The 19,452-nt window shown below is 63.4% G+C and carries 18 protein-coding genes; 16 read left to right on the top strand and 2 right to left on the bottom strand.

Annotated elements, in window-relative coordinates; all coding sequences use genetic code 11:
• The first annotated feature begins 11 nt into the window (after positions 1-11).
• The 6 genes from OG203_RS16030 (at position 12) to OG203_RS16055 (ending at position 7,867) form a co-directional block, all read left to right on the top strand.
• Entirely contained in the window at positions 12-317 is a 306-nt protein-coding gene (locus OG203_RS16030) for a hypothetical protein (protein WP_405166451.1), read from the top strand.
• A 151-nt stretch (positions 318-468) separates the two neighbouring features.
• The gene (locus OG203_RS16035) at positions 469-714 is read left to right on the top strand and encodes a hypothetical protein (RefSeq protein WP_405166452.1); all 246 of its coding nucleotides are present in this window, start codon (positions 469-471) and stop codon (positions 712-714) included.
• Between the two features lie 255 nt (positions 715-969).
• The gene (mobF, locus tag OG203_RS16040) at positions 970-4,842 is read left to right on the top strand and encodes a MobF family relaxase (protein WP_405167888.1); all 3,873 of its coding nucleotides are present in this window, start codon (positions 970-972) and stop codon (positions 4,840-4,842) included.
• Positions 4,843-4,990: 148 nt separating this feature from the next.
• Positions 4,991-5,509, top strand: a complete 519-nt coding sequence (locus OG203_RS16045) for an NUDIX domain-containing protein (protein WP_405166453.1) — start codon at positions 4,991-4,993, stop codon at positions 5,507-5,509.
• 171 nt (positions 5,510-5,680) lie between these two features.
• On the top strand, positions 5,681-6,811 hold the full coding sequence (locus OG203_RS16050) for a M20 family metallopeptidase (RefSeq protein WP_405166454.1): 1,131 nt from the start codon (positions 5,681-5,683) through the stop codon (positions 6,809-6,811).
• A gap of 12 nt (positions 6,812-6,823) precedes the next feature.
• A complete protein-coding gene (locus tag OG203_RS16055; protein ID WP_405166455.1) occupies positions 6,824-7,867 on the top strand; it encodes an NAD-dependent epimerase/dehydratase family protein in 1,044 nt (347 codons plus the stop codon).
• Positions 7,868-7,875: 8 nt separating this feature from the next.
• Here the strand turns inward: OG203_RS16055 and OG203_RS16060 are convergent, their stop codons facing one another.
• A complete protein-coding gene (locus tag OG203_RS16060; protein WP_405166456.1) occupies positions 7,876-8,754 on the bottom strand; it encodes a hypothetical protein in 879 nt (292 codons plus the stop codon).
• A gap of 444 nt (positions 8,755-9,198) precedes the next feature.
• Between OG203_RS16060 and istA the strand changes: the two genes are divergently transcribed.
• The 10 genes from istA (at position 9,199) to OG203_RS16110 (ending at position 17,843) form a co-directional block, all read left to right on the top strand.
• Entirely contained in the window at positions 9,199-10,671 is a 1,473-nt protein-coding gene (istA, locus tag OG203_RS16065; protein ID WP_405167889.1) for an IS21 family transposase, read from the top strand.
• Positions 10,668-11,441: an IS21-like element helper ATPase IstB gene (gene istB / locus OG203_RS16070; RefSeq protein ID WP_405160819.1), complete on the top strand. Its 774-nt coding sequence runs from the start codon at positions 10,668-10,670 to the stop codon at positions 11,439-11,441. The genes istA and istB overlap by 4 nt, the downstream gene beginning before the upstream one ends.
• Positions 11,442-11,994: 553 nt before the next feature.
• Complete coding sequence (locus OG203_RS16075) at positions 11,995-12,453, top strand: hypothetical protein (RefSeq protein ID WP_405166457.1); 459 nt, start codon at positions 11,995-11,997, stop codon at positions 12,451-12,453.
• A gap of 358 nt (positions 12,454-12,811) precedes the next feature.
• Positions 12,812-13,996: a radical SAM protein gene (locus OG203_RS16080; protein ID WP_405166458.1), complete on the top strand. Its 1,185-nt coding sequence runs from the start codon at positions 12,812-12,814 to the stop codon at positions 13,994-13,996.
• Entirely contained in the window at positions 13,993-14,610 is a 618-nt protein-coding gene (locus OG203_RS16085; protein WP_405166459.1) for an exonuclease domain-containing protein, read from the top strand. The genes OG203_RS16080 and OG203_RS16085 overlap by 4 nt, the downstream gene beginning before the upstream one ends.
• A complete protein-coding gene (locus OG203_RS16090; RefSeq protein ID WP_405166460.1) occupies positions 14,607-15,281 on the top strand; it encodes an AAA family ATPase in 675 nt (224 codons plus the stop codon). Before OG203_RS16085 ends, OG203_RS16090 begins: the two co-directional genes overlap by 4 nt.
• Positions 15,256-15,717 carry a DUF4254 domain-containing protein gene (locus OG203_RS16095; protein ID WP_405166461.1) on the top strand — a complete coding sequence of 154 codons (462 nt, stop codon included), beginning with the start codon at positions 15,256-15,258 and terminating at the stop codon, positions 15,715-15,717. The genes OG203_RS16090 and OG203_RS16095 overlap by 26 nt, the downstream gene beginning before the upstream one ends.
• A 173-nt stretch (positions 15,718-15,890) precedes the next feature.
• Positions 15,891-16,772 carry a helix-turn-helix domain-containing protein gene (locus OG203_RS16100; RefSeq protein ID WP_405166462.1) on the top strand — a complete coding sequence of 294 codons (882 nt, stop codon included), beginning with the start codon at positions 15,891-15,893 and terminating at the stop codon, positions 16,770-16,772.
• A 132-nt stretch (positions 16,773-16,904) separates the two neighbouring features.
• Positions 16,905-17,381, top strand: a complete 477-nt coding sequence (locus OG203_RS16105; protein WP_405166463.1) for a hypothetical protein — start codon at positions 16,905-16,907, stop codon at positions 17,379-17,381.
• Between the two features lie 258 nt (positions 17,382-17,639).
• Positions 17,640-17,843, top strand: coding sequence for a cold-shock protein (locus OG203_RS16110; RefSeq protein ID WP_405166464.1), 204 nt, complete (start codon positions 17,640-17,642; stop codon positions 17,841-17,843).
• Between the two features lie 292 nt (positions 17,844-18,135).
• Here OG203_RS16110 and OG203_RS16115 read toward each other — a convergent pair whose 3' ends face one another.
• Entirely contained in the window at positions 18,136-19,413 is a 1,278-nt protein-coding gene (locus tag OG203_RS16115) for a hypothetical protein (RefSeq protein ID WP_405166465.1), read from the bottom strand.
• Positions 19,414-19,452 lie beyond the last annotated feature (39 nt).

Genomic DNA, 19,452 nt, shown 5'->3' on the forward strand with positions numbered 1-19,452 from the left:
GAGGTCCACCGATGTCGCTGATCTGGCTCGTCGCACTCATCGCTCTCGTACTGCTGGTGATCTGGTCGCTGTTCCCCATGCTCGCCCGCATCCTCGGATTCCTCATCGTCCTCGACGCCTTACTAGGGATCGTGCTGTTCCCCGACTACGCCCTACCCGCTCGTCTACCCTGGCTCGCCGGCGGGTTCCTGCTGTGGCTAGCCGGGAACTGGGCCTGGGCCGCCAAACACGGTGCCTGGGGATCCCGACTGGCTCGCGCGTTCTTCCGACTCCCCGGGCTGCGACACCTGGTCCCTCACTCGGTCCTGATCGACTAACTCGCGCTGCGACCGCGATGATGACCGTCGCATCGTCCGCGCTGGCTCTGGACGGTTGCCCCTCGGGGTCGCGGCAGCTGCGCCGATGCGGCGCAACCTCTTCAGTTCCGTCGCACCAACTCCGGTCACTTCCTCTAGCTGTGCTTCGTCCATGCCACGCTGTTCCAGCCTGTTCAACACCGCGCCCTGCGCCGCCTCGGCTTCGGCCGCGATCGCCTCGTATCGAGTGACCGCACTCCCGATCACCGCGTCGCGGCGATCCGCGGCTCGCCGCAATCGGCCCGCGTGTTTATGGAACTCGACCAGGTCCGCCTCGGCAGCCCGCGCCGCCCGCATCTGCGCCTCCAGCAGCCCTGCCATCGCACTGCGCGCCCACTTCCGCGCCGACACCTCCTGAGCACCCATACCCCACCTCCTCGCACCCGCATCGCCGCCGCGCTACGCGCGGCGAGGCACGGGAATTCTCATCTGATCAATTCTTGCTCCATTTCCACAATCTCATCGAATTGTTACCTACACAACCATCGCCACCATTCCCCTCCACTTCCCATATGGGTTCCATTTCTTCCAACTGCCACACCTCTTGCATCCGGATGCTACCGGTCGGTAATGTTCTATTCGACGTCAATTTCCGCGCTATCTTCGATACGTGATGACGATCCATCGACTCCATGCAGGCGATGGCTACCAGTACCTTACTGGCCAGGTAGCCAGCGGTGATCGCCTACGGGATCGAACCCGTGATCTCACCGACTATTACCTCGAAAGCGGCACCCCACCCGGCATATGGCTCGGCACCGGAACCGCCCGATTAGGGATATCTGGGAATGTCACCGAGGCTCAAATGCAAGCCTTGTTCGGCGAAGGATTACATCCGCACGCGAATACGATCATCGCCGCTGAAATCGCCGCCACTCGGACCGCCAAGCAAGCGATCGAGGCCGCCAAACTCGGTGCCAGCTTCTACGAATTCACCAACAAATCCTCCCCGATCACCGACCTCCTCACCCGCAACATCGACACCTTCACCAGCGTCCATCTGCGTCGCCCAACCTGGGACGAGCGCAGCATTCTGCGTACCGACGCCGCCCGCGAGCACCTCACCGCCACTCTCGGTCGCGAACCCGAACGCAGCGAAATCGAAACCGTTCTGGCCGAGGAGAAGTCGGACAGCCGCAAAGCCGTGGCCGGGTTCGATCTGGTCTTCACTCCACCCAAGTCGATCTCAATCCTGTGGGGCCTGGGCGACGACAAGCTCCGCAACGCGATCTGGCGCTGCCACACCGAGGCCGTGCGGGAAGTCCTGGCGTGGGCCGAATCCCAATGCGCGGTCACCCGCCGCGGTCACAACGGCACCCGCCAAATCGACGCCGAAGGGTTCGTGATCGCCGCGTTCGATCACTTCGACAACCGATCCGGCGACCCGAATCTCCACACGCATGCCGTCGTTTCCGGCAAGGTTCTCGGTTCCGACGGCAAATGGTCGGCCCTGGACGCGCGACCGCTGTATGCGTCTGCGGTGTCGTTCTCCTCGCGCTACAACGCCATCATCATCGGCAAGGTCCGGCGCCAAGTCGGGTTCCGCAGCGAGGAACGCAGCCGCGGCCGGGGCAAGCAACCCGTCCTCGAAGTCGTCGGCATCACCGAGGAGATGATCGAGGAGTTCTCCCGCACTCCCGACATCATCGCCCGCACCGAACAACTCGTCGCCGACTACCGCGCCCGCCACGGCCGCAACCCGAGCACCACAGTCCAGTACCGCCTTGCCCAGCAAGCAACGTTGCAGACCCGCGCCGCGAAACCGCTCCCGAAATCGTTGCGGGAGATGGTCACCGAATGGGACGCGCGCTTCCACCGGTTCCTCGCAGAAGGCCGCAACGGAGCCAGCTTCGCCCGCGACCTCCTCCACCTTCACACCCACCCGGACACCCACCACCCCGCCGATCCAGAACAGATCGCCATCGCGATCGGGGTCGACCTCGGCGGCCCTCGTGCCATCATCGACAGTGCTGGCCAGCAACTCGACCACTGCATCGACCGCCACCTCGACTGCGCGGCCTTCGCTACACCGGCCGCTCGGGCGCGAGCCGCTCAGAGTGTCCGCAAGCTGCTCTATCCGCATCCGGATCTCGAGCTCCTGGACCGCATCTCAGCCGTACACACCGCACGACTACGCGCGATCTGGGCACCAGATCGGATTGCTCGAGACGTGGCCGACACCGTCGCGCGGCGCCGAGCCACCTGGACCGAAGCCAACATCCGCTCCGCGGTCGAAGACCGCCTCGCCGTCATCGAGTTCCCCACCGACACCAACCATCGTGCCGCCGTCGAACACATCACCGTTATGGTCCGGAATCAGCACAGCATCCAACTCACCCTCCACCCTGACCCTGTCCCCCACGCGCTCGCTCGCCGCGATGGCCACAGCGTGTTCACCCTCACCGGCGCCACCCGCTACACCTCCCACGCTGTTCTCGACGCCGAAACCCGACTCCTCCAATCCGCTCACACCCCCAGCAGCCAAGCAATCTCTGCCCACCTCGTCGATGTCGCGATCACCCAGATCAGGAACAAAGACCGAGTCGTCCTCAACGACGGGCAACGCGAGATCGCCCACTACTTGTGCTGCTGCTCCACCGAACTCGCGGTCGCGGTCGGGCCCGCAGGCACCGGCAAAACCACCGCGATGAAAGCTGTCGCCGAAGCCTGGCGCGCCTCCGGACGCAACGTCATCGCCCTGGCGCCCTCCGCCTCAGCGGCCCGTGAACTCTCCACCACCCTCACCATCCCGGCACACACCGTCGACCGACTCCTCACCCAAGCCGCCTACGGCGTCCCCACCGGCATCACCCGCGGCACCATGCTGCTCATCGACGAAGCATCGATGGCCGCCACCGCGGACTTCGACGCCGTGCGTGCCCTGGCCCACACCCACGGTGCGGTCGTGCGCGGAATCGGTGACCCCGAACAACTCCCCGCCGTCGAGGCCGGCGGCATCTTCCGCACCCTCGCCCGCGATACCCGAGCACCCCAACTCCGTGAGGTCGTCCGCTTCACCGACCCCGACGAAGCCGAGGCCACCCTCGCCGTCCGCAACGGCAACCTCGAACACGCATGGGAGTTCTACGACAGCCACGACCGCGTGGCATCGGGAATGAGCGATGAACTTCGAGCAGCCATACTCACCGCACATCTCGAAGACACCGTCGCTGGAATCTCCTCGATCATGATCGCCGCCACCCTCGACGATGTCTCCGCACTCAACGCCGCCACCCAGGCCCGGCACGCTCTCACCGGCCGCATAGACACCGCCAAAGGCCGAGTCCGATTGTCGGACAACCACACCGGCTATGTCGGTGACACCATCGTCACCCGCCTCAACAACCCACTCATACGCATCGCCGGCGGCCTCCGCCATGGCACCCATATCGACAACGGCGACCTCTGGAGGATCCACACCGTCCATCCCGATGGCAGCGTCACCGCGGTCGGCACCAACCATCGCGGCAGCGTCCACCTCCCCACCCACTACGTCCGGCACCACGTCGAACTCGGCTACGCCACCACCGTCCACCGCGCCCAAGGCATCACCGTCCGTCGCTGCTACGTACTGATGAACGAGATCCTCGGACGCGCCCTCGCCTATGTCGGGCTTACCCGCGGATCCGAACTCAACCAGATCTTCCTCGCCACCGACACCCTCATCGACCCCACCGGCAACCAACAACCCAAGGACCCCATTGAGCCCCTACAAATGTTCGCCCGCGTCCTGGCCCGAGAAGACGACAATCTGTCCGCCGTCGACGTTATGCGCGCCGAACAAGCCGCCGCCGACCGCCGAACCCGCGCAGCCTACGACCAGGCCTACCAGCTACTCGCCCACGCACGCGGTGCCTATCTTCTCGACCGCGCGCTACCAGTCGTGCTCGCCCGTGACGCCGCACGGTCACCGAAGTATCAGCAGCTACTCGACACCATCGCACTCGCCGACGCCCACGGCCTCGACACCCCCGAACTCGTCGCCGCGATCGCCACCAACGACTATCAAGACCTCGGCCAATCCCTCGCCACCGCACGCGACACCGCCGCTGTCCTACGCTCCCGAGCCGACATTTGGATCAACAACCATCGCCCGGTCACGCCGCCAGCAACCGCTACCGCCCGCTTCGACACACTCACCGACCTATCCCAGCAGGCAGCAACAGCACTCCTCGCCAGGATCAACGTCAACCCCACCCTCGGTGCGCCGCAAGACCACTTCCACGCTCTTCACGACGACCCGCACCGCAGCAAAATTCTGCCCGTACCCACGCGCCATCCTGGAATGGACATCGAACTCGCCAGCTACGCCGAACAACTTCGGCTCCGCATCCTCGCTGCCGAGCCGACGGCAGCGGCACCTCACGGTACTGCCACATCTCCCCCTGTCGACGAACCCCGCCGCCCGCCGTTACCGACGCGACACCGGCGACGCCGACACCTGCCGACCCCATCGCCGCCGAACCGAATCCGGCGCGGACGCTAACCGACGACCCGCTCCACCTGCGACTCGAACTCGGACAGTTGATCGCCTTGGCGGTGCCGCCCAATCCCGCTCATAGCCAGACCTTGATGTGCGCTAACACAAAGAGATTCCGATGAGAGTTGCCCACGGACTAGCTAAAGTGCGGATGGTGACGACATCGAACTCCTCACCTCGATCAACCGCTGCTGTATTGCCCGTTGAGCAATATGTGGCGGGGCTGCCGCGCAAGCGAATGGCCGCCGGGGTGTTGTTTCGAGACAGCTCGAATCGGGTGTTGCTGGTGCAACCCTCCTACAAACCGAACTTCGAGATTCCCGGCGGCGCAGTCGAGGAGGACGAGGCGCCCTGGGCAGCGGCGCAACGCGAGCTGCGTGAGGAGATCGGCCGCGACCAGCCTCTTGGGCGGCTACTGGTAGTCGACTATGTGCGCCCGCAGGATTCGCGCCCGGAAGGCGTGATCTTCGTCTTCGACGGAGGATTGCTCACCAACGACGACGTTGCCGCAATGAAGTTCACCGAGTCCGAGATCCTGTCTGCGGACTTCCACACGGTGGAAGAAGCCCGCAGCAAGGTGAAGCCGTTGTTGGCAGACCGGCTCGAAGCAACCCTCGATGCGGTTCGCCTAGGCATCACGGTGATCTGCGAGCAAGGGCGCCGAGTCTCTTAACCGACGTCCTTCCAGCCGGATAGACGCCGCTGTAGCTGCATGCCCGTGGGCAGATCACGCAGAGTAGAGGGTCTCTCCGCGATGCTCGGCGTCGCATACCGGACCGTCAGGCGCCCTGTCCGTGGCATGGCCCGAGAAGAATCCCTAACAGCAGACGAGGAAGATCGCTGTATGGGTATCAACAGGGACCTGTTAGAAGCGGCTGCGCGCCAGCTTCCGCAGATGCAAGAACGACTCGAGACGCTTGTGAACTGCGAATCGCCGTCGAATTCTCCGGCTCACCTGGACGTATGTGCGTCGCTACTGCAACCGTGGCTATCTGAGGCGCTTGGTCGGCCGGTCGATCAAGTCCGTGTCGGCGAAAACGTCCACCTCCTGTCTGAGGCCGAACACCCGAAGGTGCTTGTGCTGGGTCACTTCGACACCGTTTGGCCAGTCGGGACCGCTGCCGAATGGCCGTTCACACTCACCAACGGTATTGCCAGCGGACCCGGCGCATTCGACATGAAGGCCGGCATCGTGCAAGCCATCACCGCGATCGAACTTCTCACCGATTCATCGCACGTCAGCGTGCTACTGACCAGCGACGAAGAGGTCGGCTCTGCGACGTCGCGGAAGCTCATCGAGGAACAAGCACGCAAAGCCGGCGCGGTCCTCGTCTGCGAACCCAGTGCCGACGGCGGAGCCGTGAAATCGAGTCGAAAAGGTATCGCCAACTACCGGATCGAAGTCACCGGCAAGGCAGCTCACGCTGGACTTGAACCCGAGCTTGGAGTCAACGCAGCGTTAGAGCTTGCTCACCAGATCATCACCATCGCGAGCCTGACGACAAGCGAAACCTCCGTGACGCCAACAGTGATGTCTGCGGGAACGACGGTCAACACAGTTCCGGAGTACGCGGAGTGTCATGTCGATGCTCGCTCCTGGACAACTGCTGGCCTGGAAGAGGTCGACCGGGCTATATCAACGCTATCGCCACATCTCCCCGAGTCGATCCTGACTGTAACTGGCGGTATCGACAGGCCGCCGTTTGAGGAACCGATGGCGCACTTGCTCGTGGCTGAAGCCGCAGAGGCGGCCAAAGGGTTGGGATTGGCCGGAGTGACTGCGGTTCGCTCCGGCGGTGGCTCGGACGGCAACCTCACCGCGGCAATCGGCGTCCCCACACTGGATGGTCTCGGCGCGATCGGTGGGCACCCTCACGCTCGCAACGAACACGTCGACGTAACCGCGATGCCCGAACGCGCTGCATTGCTGTCTGCTCTACTGGCTCGACTGGGGAACCGCTCGCCTATCGAGTGATCGGTGGTAACAATGGCAAGGGTGCGAGTTCTCATCTTGGGCGGAAGTTGGTTTCTCGGCCGGACGATCGCGGAGCAGGCGGTGAGCCGCGGCGACGACGTTACAACCTTCAGACGGGGCCGAAGCGGTTCAGACGTCGACGGTGTGACCACCGTCCGAGGTGATCGAACAAACTCCGATGACTTGGCTCGGTTGGCCGAGGCCGGCGACTGGGATCTCGTGATCGACACGTCGAGCTTTGTCCCTCGCGAAACACTCCAACTGGCACGTGTCCTGGAGCCGGTCGCCGCCCGATACCTGTTGATATCAACCGTTTCCGTGTACGAAGGTTGGCCAGTCGAGCCACTGACGGAGGCGTCACCTGTGCTGGAATGCCCCTCCGATGCAGGCCCTGACTACGGATACGACGGTGATCCTGGCCCATCGACCTACGGTTTCGGTAAGGCCGGGTGCGAACGGGCGGTATTGGAGGTCTTCGGAGACGACCGTGCGACGATTCTTCGGCCTGGCGTCATCTTAGGGCCGATGGAGTACGTGGGGCGGTTGGAATGGTGGCTGCGCCGAATGCAGCGGGGTGGTCGAGTTCTGGCTCCGGGACGTCCCGAACGTTCGATTCAGCCAGTGGATGTGCGCGACGTCGCGAAATTTGCCCTCGGCCCCGAGCTGACGGGGACCTTCAACGTGACCGCGCCCGGCCGCGAGACGATGGGCGACCTGCTGAACGTCTGTCGATCCGTGACCGGATCGACGGCCGCATTGGAGTGGGTGACCGACGAAGAATGGCTTGCCGCACAAGGGATTCGGCAATGGACCGAACTACCGCTCTGGCGCACTTATAAGGGGGCGTGGAAAGTTGACTCCCAGCACGCCCGTGACGCGGGATTCAGTGCTCGCCCGGTCCGCGAGACAGCGGCGGACACCTGGGCGTGGCTCACTGGCGGAGGCGCTGCGATCGATCACGAACGGGCGAGCGAACTCGGGATTTCCCCCGAGCGGGAGCAATCCATCCTCGGCCTGTGGGACGCCGCCCAACTCGACCACTGCGGAGCCGAATAGCGGGCCGCCTACGACGATGGCGGAAGAGCACGCATTGACGTGCGCGACAACGAAATAGACGTGAAATCCTCGATTGTCCCGCCAAGCGCGACCGCCTCGCTGGCACCTCGAAATCTGGTGGTACCCAACACCTGTGCCAGCGTCAGGAGCCGTTGCGCGATGGCCTCCGTCCGACGCGCAGGCTTGAGTAGAAAGACTGGCTCGAGCGCTGCCGCTGCTCCCGCCAGGTCGCCACGAAGCGTACGCGCGGCGCCGAGGTCGACTTGCGCGCTGAGTGCGCCAGCTTCCCACCGTTGGTCGTTGGGGATAGAGGCGAACAGCTCCACTGCGGCTTCGGCTTCCTGCTGCGCTTGGTCACCGTCTCCGAGTGCTACATAAGATGCGCCCGCGCACAGGCCCCGCCTGGCTCGGTCGAAGGCCAGCTCTCCGCCGATCTCGTCCAAAAAGGGGTCAGTGCCCGCCCGGTCGAGTTCGGTTGCGGCGGCATCGAGTTCGTGACGAACCTCGCCTCGAGCACCGATGAGGGCCAGCGCGCGTGCGTTCACGCTATGTAACCTCACTCGCGCCGTTCCCACCGGCGCTTGGTCCAGCGCTGCTGCCGCGATCTTCGTGGCACGCCGCGGATAGCCGGACCAGAATGCGGCAGTTACTTGAAGCGCGCGTGCCCATGCCTGCAACGACAGATGATCGATGACATTGCCGTAGGTATATGCCGCCCTTGCCTGTTCCTCCGCCGCATTCAACAACCCGAGATCCCACGAGACCGACGACAACAGTCCGCACACCTGACCTGCGAGTAGATACAGCTCAGCCTGCTGTAGCGGCTTGTGGGTTCTATCGAGCTGGACGTAGATGGTGTCTCGTAGCGCGACGAGATCCGTCAGCATCTCTAACGGCGGTGTAACGCAGTACGCCCGCGCAGCAGCCCCCGCCGCTGCGTGCAAGTGCTCTAGTGCTGAGGGATCCAACGCTGAGGCCGCTTCGATGGCGTGGCTCACCGAGTCATGTGCTGCGTTCACCGCGAGCTCCTGTTCAGTGACTTGTCGACATTGGTACAGGGGTGGTCCGGTCAGAACAGCGATCGCCTCGCCGAACCACGCCTCCAGGACTTGTCGAGAAGCGTGCCAGCGGACGCCGGATAATCCGGGTGGATGGACATATGGGTCCGGGCTGGCGGACATGATTTCTCCGGATGGGCGGACGTCTGGGTCTCCGGGACACGCCTGAGTAAATGCGAAACGGGATCTCTTCGGGCGGGTTGGCTGAGTGGTGTGTGATCGCTCGCCAACTGCGTCGAAGGGATCCCGTTGACCAAGTCTGACAGGGAGATCATGGAGATTCTGGAAGCGTTCGATTTGACACGCTGCGCGCATTCGGCGGCAGCGTTGTCGGGGGTGGATGAGAAGACGGTGGCCCGGTATGTCGCGATCCGCGACGCGGGCCGCGATCCGCTGGTGAAACTGCCGCGGCCGAAGTCGATCGACCCGTTCGTGGGCAAGATCGAGGAGTGGGTCGACAAGTCCCAGGGCAAGGTGCGCGCTGATGTGGTGCATCAACGACTGCAGGCGATGGGGTTCACCGGCACCGACCGCTCGACGCGCCGCGCGGTCGCCGAGGCGAAGACGGCGTGGAAGGCCGGCCACCGCAGAAAATATCGGCCGTGGCTGCCCGAGCCGGGCATGTGGCTGCAATTCGACTGGGGTGAGGGCCCGAAGGTGGCTGGTCGGCGGACCCAGTTGTTCTGCGCCTGGCTGGCGTGGTCACGATATCGGGTGGTGATCCCGTCGTGGGATCAAACCCTGGGTTCGCTGGTGCTGGGCATTGATGTGACGTTGCGCCGGATCGGTGGCGCCCCAACGTATTTGCTCACCGACAACCCGAGAACGGTGACGGTGGACCGGATCGCAGGGCTGCCGGTGCGGCATCCGGAAATGGTCGCGGCCGGAAGGCATTACGGCTGCAAGGTGGAAACATGCGAGCCCTTCGATCCGGAGTCCAAGGGCGGCGCGGAACACACGGTGAAGATCGCGAAAGCCGATCTGGTGCCGACCACGGCGAATCTGCTGCCCGAGTATTCCTCGTTCACCGAGCTGGCGGATGCGTGCTGGGCGTGGTGTGAACGCATCAACGCCCGCCCGCATCGCGAGACCGGTGTCGCGCCGATCGCTCGCCTGGGGATCGAGCGTCAGCATCTGCATGTGCTGCCGGGCGAACCGCATGCGATCGCTCTGGGTGAGGAACGCCTCGTCGGTGACGACCAGACTGTTCGATGGGGGTCGGTGCGGTATTCGACCCCGGACGGGCACCAGGGCGCCAAGGTGTGGTGCCGCGTCGCCGGTGAGGAGTTGGTCATCACCGCCCGAACCCCGCACGGGCTGGCCGAGATTGCCCGCCACCAGCTTTCGACGCCCGGTAATCCGCGCATCCTCGACGAGCACTATCCCCATCACGCGGGCGGGGATCTACCGCGGGTGCGGAAATTGCGGCCTCGGACGGTTGAGGAGATCGCGTTTCTCGACCTCGGTGAAGGCGCCCGCCGCTGGCTCACCGAAGCCTCGGCCACCGGGGTGTCGCGGATCCGGGCGAAGATGACCCGGGCTCTCGAGCTCGCCGCTATCACCGGGGCCGATGCGGTCGACGAAGCTCTCGGTGCCGCTGCGGTCGCCGGACGGTTCGACGACGGCGACACCGCCGCCATCCTCGATCACCTCGCCAAGTTCTCCAGCCTCGCCGACGTCGTGCGCGCCGACGAGGCGCATTCGGTCCAACCCGGGACCGCGGGCTGGGGGAGGTTCGGAGCATGAGCCACCCGAAAGCCCCGGCGCTGCCCGACGAACTGGAAGCGATCTGCCGCCGGATGCGGCTGCCGTATCTGCGCAAGGCCGCACCCGATGTCCTGGCCACCGCCCGCGCCCAACGCTGGGACCCCGCAGAGGTAGTTCGGGTACTACTCAACGAGGAGGTCACCGGACGCAACTCCGCCACCCGCCGCCAACGCCGCAAACGCGCGAATTTCCCCACTGGCAAGACGTTTTCGTCGTGGCTGCCGGAGGAGTCAACGATCTCCGAAGCAACGCAGAATGCGCTTTCCACTCTGGAATGGGTTGGGCGACATGAGAATTTAGCTGTCGCTGGCCCCTCCGGCACGGGCAAGAGTCACTTCGTCGAAGCCCTCGCGCATTCGGCGATCGAGAAAGATCTGCGGGTGTCGTGGTTCACCCTCGAATCCCTGGCCACCATGATCGGCAAGGCCAAGGTCGACGGCTCGATCGCTCGCGCGGTTGCCCGCATCTGCTCTTGCGATCTGATCGTGGTTGATGACATTGGCATGTTGCCGGTTGGCGCTGACGCCGCCGAAGCGTTCTACCGTGTCATCGACGCCGCCTACGAGCGGCGTTCTATCGCGGTGACCAGCAATATCCACCCCAGCGGATTCGATTCGATCATGCCCAAAACTTTGGCCACCGCGACCGTCGATCGGCTCCTGCATCATGCGCACCTGGTGCTGACGAAAGGTGATTCCCACCGGCTGGCCGAAGCATTCGCCGGCAAGGGGGTGACGCCACTGACCTGACCTGATTCAGCCGGAGAACTGATGTCCACCGGCCCGAAGATCTGCTGTCCACCCAACCGGACCCGTCAAGTCCACCCGCCCGGAGGTCCCGCTGCCCGTTGACAAAGCGTCGCGAGGCTTACCCGGATCACCTTTCATCCATCGTTTCGCAGCGCTTAGCGACACGTCGAGGTCGAGCCCCAGGGCCTGTGCCTGACGCTTGAACTCTCGGACGAAGTCAATCGGCCCAAGGCTGTTCTGTATCGCGAGCTGTTCCAAGCGGGTACGCGGTTCTGTGTTCATGCCTACCTCCACCCACGGCCAACGGTATGCCTATTTCACCGCGCGGTGGCAGGTGCGGATGCGAAATGGGCCGAATATGAGCCGAAATGGGCCGGTTATGGACCGGTCATGGACCGGCTGTACGAGCCATCGTGAGACCGCACCCGGTGCCGGGTATTGGCGATTTCCTCATCTCGGTACGCGAATCCGGCGCCCGAAAAGATCGGCTGGGTCGATTCCGCGTGACCACTCCGGCATCGGGTGTTCCTACCGCCGCAAGGGGAGGCACGTCATGCCGATTTGCTCAAGTCAGGAGTCGCTGCCGGATTGGCATCAGATTCTAGCTGCGTTCCGCGGCGAGGTTGGCTGGTCGCCGGGCGACCACCAGATCATCAAGTGGGCGAAAGCTTTCGCGAATTTGCACCGGGAACGGCACCTGTCCGCAAAGCGTCTTGCCGAAATTGACTGCCGCCGAGCAGAAGTCGCGACCCTGATCGACAACTGGACCGAACTCTACGTGGTTGAGCCAAGCCGCAGGCGCGCGCCGGCACAGTCGGTCGGTGCGGCCCTCGATGCAGTGGCAGCCGCTTACGTCGCTGCCGAGTACTGCCTCCTGGCAGCAAAGGACGTATCCACACCTTCAGTCCATACAGCCTGGCAGCAAGTAGGTGACCTTGCGTGCCGCTGGAACGATCTGGTTGCCCAGAACCCCGGACCGTGGCGTCCCCGCATCACGGAGGGCGGGGACTAGTGATGACGTCTGCACTGCTGGTTGGCCTGTCAGTCTTTCTGGGTGGAATCGCGTTGGCGGCGAGCCTATTTGGGCTCGCATGGGCCGTTCTCAACCTGCTGGAACGGCGATCGAAGAAGGTCACCGTCTCCGACATCCAACGACGTCTCTCGCATGAGAAGCCGATCTGGCCGCTGTCTGTCGAGCAGGCGATAGCCGAGGAGCCGGAGCACAGCGAGTGCAGCGTGGCGCGGTGTCACAAGAAGCGCGCCATCAATCGAACGCTTACTCCGCATCGGCGGCGGGCGGCTGTTGCGCCCTCGGACTCCTCTGGCCAAACACCACGGACAAAAGTTTCCCCGATTGAAAGGTGGCCAGAATGGCCGATCAGCAGCAGTTAGCGCCCCCACCCCGCGCCGGTCGAAAACTGCCTGTCCTCACCGTCGCACAGCTGGAAGGGTTGCAACCCGAACTGCGTGACGTTATCGAGTACCGCAAATCCGGTCTGAGCGTGAACCACATCGTCGGCTGCCCGCTCGACTGCGGCTACTGCATCCGACATGTGTTCGACAATTTCGACATGAAAGTGCCGCGCGCCCTAATGACGGATACCGAGGCGGCCACGACGCTGTTCGAACATCGTTACTTCCAGCCGCACGTCACACCGATCCAGCTGTTCAATCGAGCGACCGACCCGATGCTGCCGCCGGTCAAGCCACATACGTTCGAGATGCTGCGCCTACTCGACCAGCGAGGACTCACCAACCATGTCCTTGTCATCACCCGGTGGCGCATCGAGCCAGAGGACTGCGCGATCCTCAACAGCTTCAACAACATTCGACTCACCGTACTGGTCACCCATTCCGGCATCGACGATGACCGCATCGAGCCGGTCGACTCCAACATCGCGGCAACTTCACTGCGGACGGCCTTCGGGCACGCCAAGCGGTACCGGGTCGTCCTGTACTGGCGGCCGATCGTGCCCGTGCTCAACGACTCCGACGAACACCTCCAGCGCGCGTTTGAATTGAGCTACCACGCACACGCAACAGTCTTCACCGGCTTGTTCTACAAGAACCAGATCCGCGACTACTACCAGGCACAAGGGCTTCCCGAACCGTACATCGAGGGCGCTCGACGCAAGGTCTTCCCCGAAGACCTCGAAAAGCGCATCCTCACCGCGGCCGCCGAACACGGGACCGGCTCACCGCTGTTCCGCAAGACTAGCTGCGCGGTCACCTACGCCCACAGCGTCGCCGACTACAACGGCCATTACGGTATCCGCGAACTGTGCGACATCTGCCCTGCCGCACAGATCAAACGCTGCGCGAACGCCTGGCACCGCCCCGATACCGACCAGGTTGCCGTGCTCGCTGCAAAGCTCGGCGGAGGCCTGGTGGAGATCAACGACCGCGCCATCGTCGTCACCGGCCTATCCGAACAGCCGCGTTATCTACTGCAACACAGCCTGGGCTACCAGGTGCACGACGCGAGCAAACCACACCACCCCCACCGGCACGGCCGCGCAGACCTCGGCTGGCCCATCACGAAGGAGACGTTGTGACCGACATTCCGAACACGCTGCGCGGCAAAGATATCGCTGTCGTCGACGTTGAAGGCAACGGTCAGACGCCGCCAGAGATCATCGAGATCGCCATTCTCTCCGCCTCCGGCAAGTCGGTCAGCATCGATGACATGCGGGCGTGGCTGATCAAGCCACAGCAGCCGATCACGCAGATCGTCACTCGTAAGGTGCACGGCATCAAGAACTCCGACGTCGAAAGCTGTCCACTGTGGGTCGAGGTCGCGCCGGACGTGGATGCTGCCCTCGCCGGACAAACCCTGGTGGCGCACAACGCGGGAGTGGAGCAGCGAGTACTCGCGTCGCATCTGCCGTACTGGAACCCACCGATGGTCCTGGACACCTTGCGCTTGGCGAAGGTGGTGTGGCCTGGTCTGCCTAGCTACAGCCTCGACAAGCTCATCGATCACGGACAGCTCGACACCTCGGCGGTCACCGAGCAGGGATATCACAGGGCGGGCTACGACGCGTGGGCTGCGTGGCAACTGCTGTCCAGGCTGGTCGAGGATGGCGGACTGGACTGGACCGGACTGGTGAGTGCAGCGGCGCCAAAAGAATTCGTGCCCAAGGCAGAACCCGAGGGCGGTCTGTGGTGAACGAGACCCGTCCCGAGGTCATACGCCCGGTCACGATCGCCCTGACCGGCACTCATTCGACCGGCAAGACATCTTGGCTCAAACGCGTAGCATCTGAGCTGCGCCGAGACCGGATCGAGGTCGCCATGGTCGCGGACCTCGGTCTCCACGCGCAACAGATCGGGCTGCCGATCCTGTACCGCCACACCTGGGCGTCGACCCTGTGGATCGTCACCCGCGGCATCAGCAACGAAATCGAAGCATGGACCAATGCAGACGTCGTCCTGATCGACCGCAGCGTGCCCGACGCGCTCGCTTACTACGAGGCAGCGCTGGAATATCGCGGCCAACCGGCTGACCCGCACCGCATCGAGCACCTCGAAGACCTGGTCGCAAACCACTGCTTCAACTACGACCTGACCCTACGAACCGTTCTCGACCCACGGCTTCCCCTCGGCGTCGCTAAGCCGCGAGACACCGACATCGAGTTCCGTGCACTTGCCGACCAGCATGTGGAGAAGGTGCTCAACAGATTGGACATCGAGCACGACGCCCTCCCCTCCGACGCGCATCAGCGTGCGCTCATCGAAACGGTGGCCTACATCAAAGGGAAGTTGTCCGCCGCCGACCAGAACAGCTCCGAGGCCGAACGGTCGATGATCAGAGATGGGCATCCATCGGCCGATGGATAGTCGAACGGGACTTCCGGGCAAGGACGCAGTCTTAGCCGCTTGCAGGGGCTTCCCACCGATCGAGGACATCGCGCTGTTGGACGCGGCCGACGAGCTCGCCGCACTGCATCAAACGCGCGAGCACACACCACTTTGCGCGCTCGAGCAGACCGACTGGCATCACGCTCGTTTGATGTGCGATATCGATGAATGGGTGGTCTCGGTGACGCCGATTCCGTTCCCGGGCGCACGAGTGCATACCCACACGATGGGTCAGGTCATCGACCGGCTCGCGCACGCGACCGTCCAAACCTATATCGCGCTGGCTGCCGCGCCGGATGCTTTTTTCCACGAGGCTTCTGTGCAGCTCGCCGACCTCGGTGACGCCTACCAAGACCTAGCTGACGAGCTCGAGCAGAGAACTCGCCGCCTTCCAGAGATCACTATTCCATGCTGAATAGTACTGCTGCACAACATATCTCACATCCGCCACCAGCACGACCAACGGGCAAGACACGGAACGTATACAGACCTCGCCGCCAAATCGACTGCACTGCAGACACTATCCGCGACAAAGGAGAACGGAGCTAAGCCGCGACAAACTCCGCCGATACACGAAAGGGAATTGCTATGACCTCCACCGGACCCACCCTCGCCCGCCGCATGCTGGCACGTCAGCTGCGCGAACTACGGGAGAAATCAGGCGTCAGCGCCGAACTCGCCCGCCAAGCGATCGACGTTGCCAAACAGACGCTGTGGCGGATGGAAACCGGACAGCCCACACGGCTGAATCCGCTGTTCATAGAGCGGCTATGCGACACATACGGGGCGAGCAAGGCCACGACGAGCATTCTGCTCGAATTGACGGAGGAAGCTCGCGAAAGGGGATGGTGGCAGAAATTTGAGGACGTGATTCCCGAGCACTTCAAATTCTTCGTAGGGCTGGAAGACGCTGCGAAAAGGATCATTTCGTATCAGACGACACTCCTGCCCGGACTACTGCACACCGACGAATACCACCGAGCGCTGATCTGGCTGAGGACACCGACGATGCCTACTGCTGAGGTCGAACGTCGCATCGAACTGCTCAACCGCCGAAAGGCTCACCTCTACGACCCCGCCAAACCACTGTCGCTGCATGCTGTCATCGACGAGGCCGCCCTGCGCCGGGCCGTCGGCGGGCGGTCTGCCATGGCAGACCAGCTGAACTACCTGGCCGTAGCTGGGGAGCTGCCGAATGTCTCCGTACAGATCATACCGCTGAGCGCCGAAGCTTACGGAGGAATCGACGTCGCCTCGTTCGGGCTGCTCGAATTCCCGAGGCACTCAACGGCACGTCTGACTGAACCGCCCGTCGTATGCCTGGAGAGCTTCACCGACACGCTGTATCTCGACAAGATCGACGAACTGCAGCGGTATCAGGAGGCGTACGCCGAGCTGCAACGCCCGGCCCTGGATGAGGCTCGTAGTCGCTCACTCATCCACAAGATCGCGAAGGAGTCCGCGACCTGAACATAAAACCACCCAAAGACCCGGCCCTCGGTCAATCTGGCTGATCGGCACCTCAGCCGCGAGCGGTGAGGGACCATTGACCAAGCGGCAGTACGCATTCCGCGACCGCCGTGGGATGGAAGGGGATGGCCCATGGCACCCAGCAACGGCGACGTTCGCATCATCATCACCGGTGGCGCTATCAGCAGCTACGACAAGCTGTCGTTCGAATACCACAAGGTGTACAACCCGCCTGGTGGTCGCACCTACACCTCATACCTGCTGTTCACCAACGCCGGCACCGCGGTCGACCATCAGCGCTTCCGGTTCTCAGACCTCGAGAAAGAGGAGGAAGGGTTCACCTGCCGGCTCAAAATGACCGAGGGCCCCTACAAGGACTACTGGCTCGACTCCAAGGACGGATACCCGCAAGCCTGGTCATCCAGCACCTGCCGCTGGCGGTTCATCGACAAAGGCCCGCACTACTACTGGCAACAGGTACCCACGGACAAGTTCGTCAAAGTCACCGCCGAGGAAGTCGCGCCCAAAGCCTTCTACCTTCGGGCGTTCGGCGGCGGCGAGCCCAGCGCTGACGACGAATCCGCGCGGTTCAACATTCTGGAGTGGTAGCTGTTCTGGCCGTTGAGCGAAGCACAGCGCCAGTTGCGCGATATTCGGCTAGTTACCGAGCGTTCGTGCTCGGGTGTCCTCGAAGCGGGAGCCATGTCCTTGCTTGCCATCGGTGATGACCGGGACGCGTACGGTTCGACGGTTTCAGCGGCAGCGACCCTTGCGGAAGCTCAGCGCCCGCAGAGGTTTTCGGGAGACGATGAGCATGGTGGGGGCCGCCTGGTCTTCACAGTTCGCACGAGTTCATAGGGAGCATTTATGGCCACCGGCATCGTGAAGTGGTTCAACGACAGCAAAGGGATGGGGCACATCACCCCTGACTTTGGCGGGGAAGACCTCCTCGTGCACTTCTCAGGGATCAACATGGACGGTCGTAAGACGCTCAAGGAGGGCCAGAAGGTCAAGTTCGATGTCGTGGACGGGGCAAGGGGTCGGGAGGCGACCAACGTCCAGAATCCCTGACCACAGAACGGGCCGGGGCGTCGGCGAAGCGATCTGCTGTCTGCTCCGTGCCGTGTTCGAATTCGCGGCCCAGCGCGCCGCCGCCGCCTCCAACTCGCACGCAACCGGGTCAAGGAACCGGCCGACGAGATCAAGGCCCTCCGCGCTCAACTCGCTGTGTCGGCAGGTCCTAGTTGTCACCACCGTTTGCTACCGACCACCGCATTCGGTGAGTGTTGCAGGCGACGGTTGTCACCGATTACAGGTTGTTCCTGTCACCAAGAAGAGACGAAGCTCGCTGTCACCGCTCCACTCATATTCGCCGACCTCGGCTGCGCGTCGCGGCGGTGGCATGTCTGTGAAGTTCCTGACGTTGTCGTACTGTCGCCTCTCTGGACTTGCGCACTTCCCTTTTCGCACCGTTGGACGGTGTCTCTAGGGCTCTTCCATTGCGCTGCATTGCATCTGGTGCCCGCACATCGGGCTCAATGCGGGTCCGGTCTGCGCGGTTCGATTGCGATGCCCGCGCCCCTTGTCCTCGAAGATCGTTGATTGGGCCAGTTGCGTCGTGTTCCGTCGGCTTCGCTGCCACCGAGTCGTCCCGCGATCCCCCAGCTTCGACTCGTTGCATGAATTCCTCCAGGTACCGGTCCTGGTTTGCTTGACCGGTACCACCATGCACGCGCGTCTGCTCCTCGATCGCGGCGTCGTCATTGAGGTCTCTCTTGAACGATCCTTTGATCGTGAGGGGGTCCAGTGCCCCGGCGACGACTACGTCGCCGTTCAAGCCTTTGTGGCAGTCCACGCACAAGTCGGCGCGCAGCTGTCTCCAGTCACCGCATTCAGTGCATTCACCGTTGAAGTCGACCGATTCGGTTGTCGCCGTGTGACTTACGCCCCCATTCGGATTGCGCTGTTTGACCCAGGCCTGCGTGACGGACTTGGTGAGGCGGTCTCCATAGCGCCACTCTTGCCGGAACAGCTCGGGATTGTGACTGTCGAAGTTCGTGGCGATGGTGTCCAGGCGAGCCTGGATGGCTTGAGAACGATTGTGCCCGAGTGGGAGTTCGGGGATGCCTGGGCGTGCTTCTTCGCGGCAGGTTCCGCACAGGCCGTCGTCGCCGTGGCCTGTGGTGATTTGGCCGGTCCAGCGGTCGATGCAGGCGCGTTCGAGTCGGCATGACACGCACAAGGGTTCGGTGACCTTGGCGGCGGCGTCGCGATCGTAGTCTCGGCGATCAACGATCAGTTCGGGACGCGGTGTCCCTGGCTCTACGCGTTCCTCGGTGGCGAGTTGGTCTTCGTAGGCGTCCACGCGGGTCGCGCCAGCACTTCCGGTGCGTTGGCGGAGTTCGGTGCGCTTGGTTTCATCGACTCGGCGCTCGACGCGTCCGGGTCGACGCCACGGTGGGTCAGCTCGTCGCGTCGCGGCGGGTTGAACGTCTGGAATGTATTGGTGTTGATCGGTTTTCGGTACACATGCTTCGATGAGTGTGCGGTGTTGTTCGTTGTCTCGCCAGAGTTTGCGGAGTTTGGTGAGGGCGACGTCGTGGGTTTTGTAGCGCAGGGTGTTGGCGATTTCGCCGATCATGGCCCAGGTGGGGTCGTCGAGGTGGGATTGGGTTCGCCG

Origin of the sequence: Nocardia sp. NBC_01499 (genome assembly GCF_045040275.1) — a bacterium.
GTDB lineage: Bacteria > Actinomycetota > Actinomycetes > Mycobacteriales > Mycobacteriaceae > Nocardia.

What these genes read in the sequence shown, in the direction of transcription:
- OG203_RS16030 (WP_405166451.1), top strand. Translation starts at nt 12, where the DNA reads ATGTCGCTGATCTGGCTCGTCGCACTCATCGCTCTCGTACTGCTGGTG.
- OG203_RS16035 (WP_405166452.1), top strand. Translation starts at nt 469, where the DNA reads ATGCCACGCTGTTCCAGCCTGTTCAACACCGCGCCCTGCGCCGCCTCG.
- mobF (WP_405167888.1), top strand. Translation starts at nt 970, where the DNA reads ATGACGATCCATCGACTCCATGCAGGCGATGGCTACCAGTACCTTACT.
- OG203_RS16050 (WP_405166454.1), top strand. Translation starts at nt 5,681, where the DNA reads ATGGGTATCAACAGGGACCTGTTAGAAGCGGCTGCGCGCCAGCTTCCG.
- OG203_RS16055 (WP_405166455.1), top strand. Translation starts at nt 6,824, where the DNA reads ATGGCAAGGGTGCGAGTTCTCATCTTGGGCGGAAGTTGGTTTCTCGGC.
- OG203_RS16060 (WP_405166456.1), bottom strand. Translation starts at nt 8,754, where the DNA reads ATGCTGACGGATCTCGTCGCGCTACGAGACACCATCTACGTCCAGCTC.
- istA (WP_405167889.1), top strand. Translation starts at nt 9,199, where the DNA reads ATGGAGATTCTGGAAGCGTTCGATTTGACACGCTGCGCGCATTCGGCG.
- istB (WP_405160819.1), top strand. Translation starts at nt 10,668, where the DNA reads ATGAGCCACCCGAAAGCCCCGGCGCTGCCCGACGAACTGGAAGCGATC.
- OG203_RS16075 (WP_405166457.1), top strand. Translation starts at nt 11,995, where the DNA reads ATGCCGATTTGCTCAAGTCAGGAGTCGCTGCCGGATTGGCATCAGATT.
- OG203_RS16080 (WP_405166458.1), top strand. Translation starts at nt 12,812, where the DNA reads ATGGCCGATCAGCAGCAGTTAGCGCCCCCACCCCGCGCCGGTCGAAAA.
- OG203_RS16095 (WP_405166461.1), top strand. Translation starts at nt 15,256, where the DNA reads ATGGGCATCCATCGGCCGATGGATAGTCGAACGGGACTTCCGGGCAAG.
- OG203_RS16100 (WP_405166462.1), top strand. Translation starts at nt 15,891, where the DNA reads ATGACCTCCACCGGACCCACCCTCGCCCGCCGCATGCTGGCACGTCAG.
- OG203_RS16105 (WP_405166463.1), top strand. Translation starts at nt 16,905, where the DNA reads ATGGCACCCAGCAACGGCGACGTTCGCATCATCATCACCGGTGGCGCT.
- OG203_RS16110 (WP_405166464.1), top strand. Translation starts at nt 17,640, where the DNA reads ATGGCCACCGGCATCGTGAAGTGGTTCAACGACAGCAAAGGGATGGGG.
- OG203_RS16115 (WP_405166465.1), bottom strand. Translation starts at nt 19,413, where the DNA reads ATGATCGGCGAAATCGCCAACACCCTGCGCTACAAAACCCACGACGTC.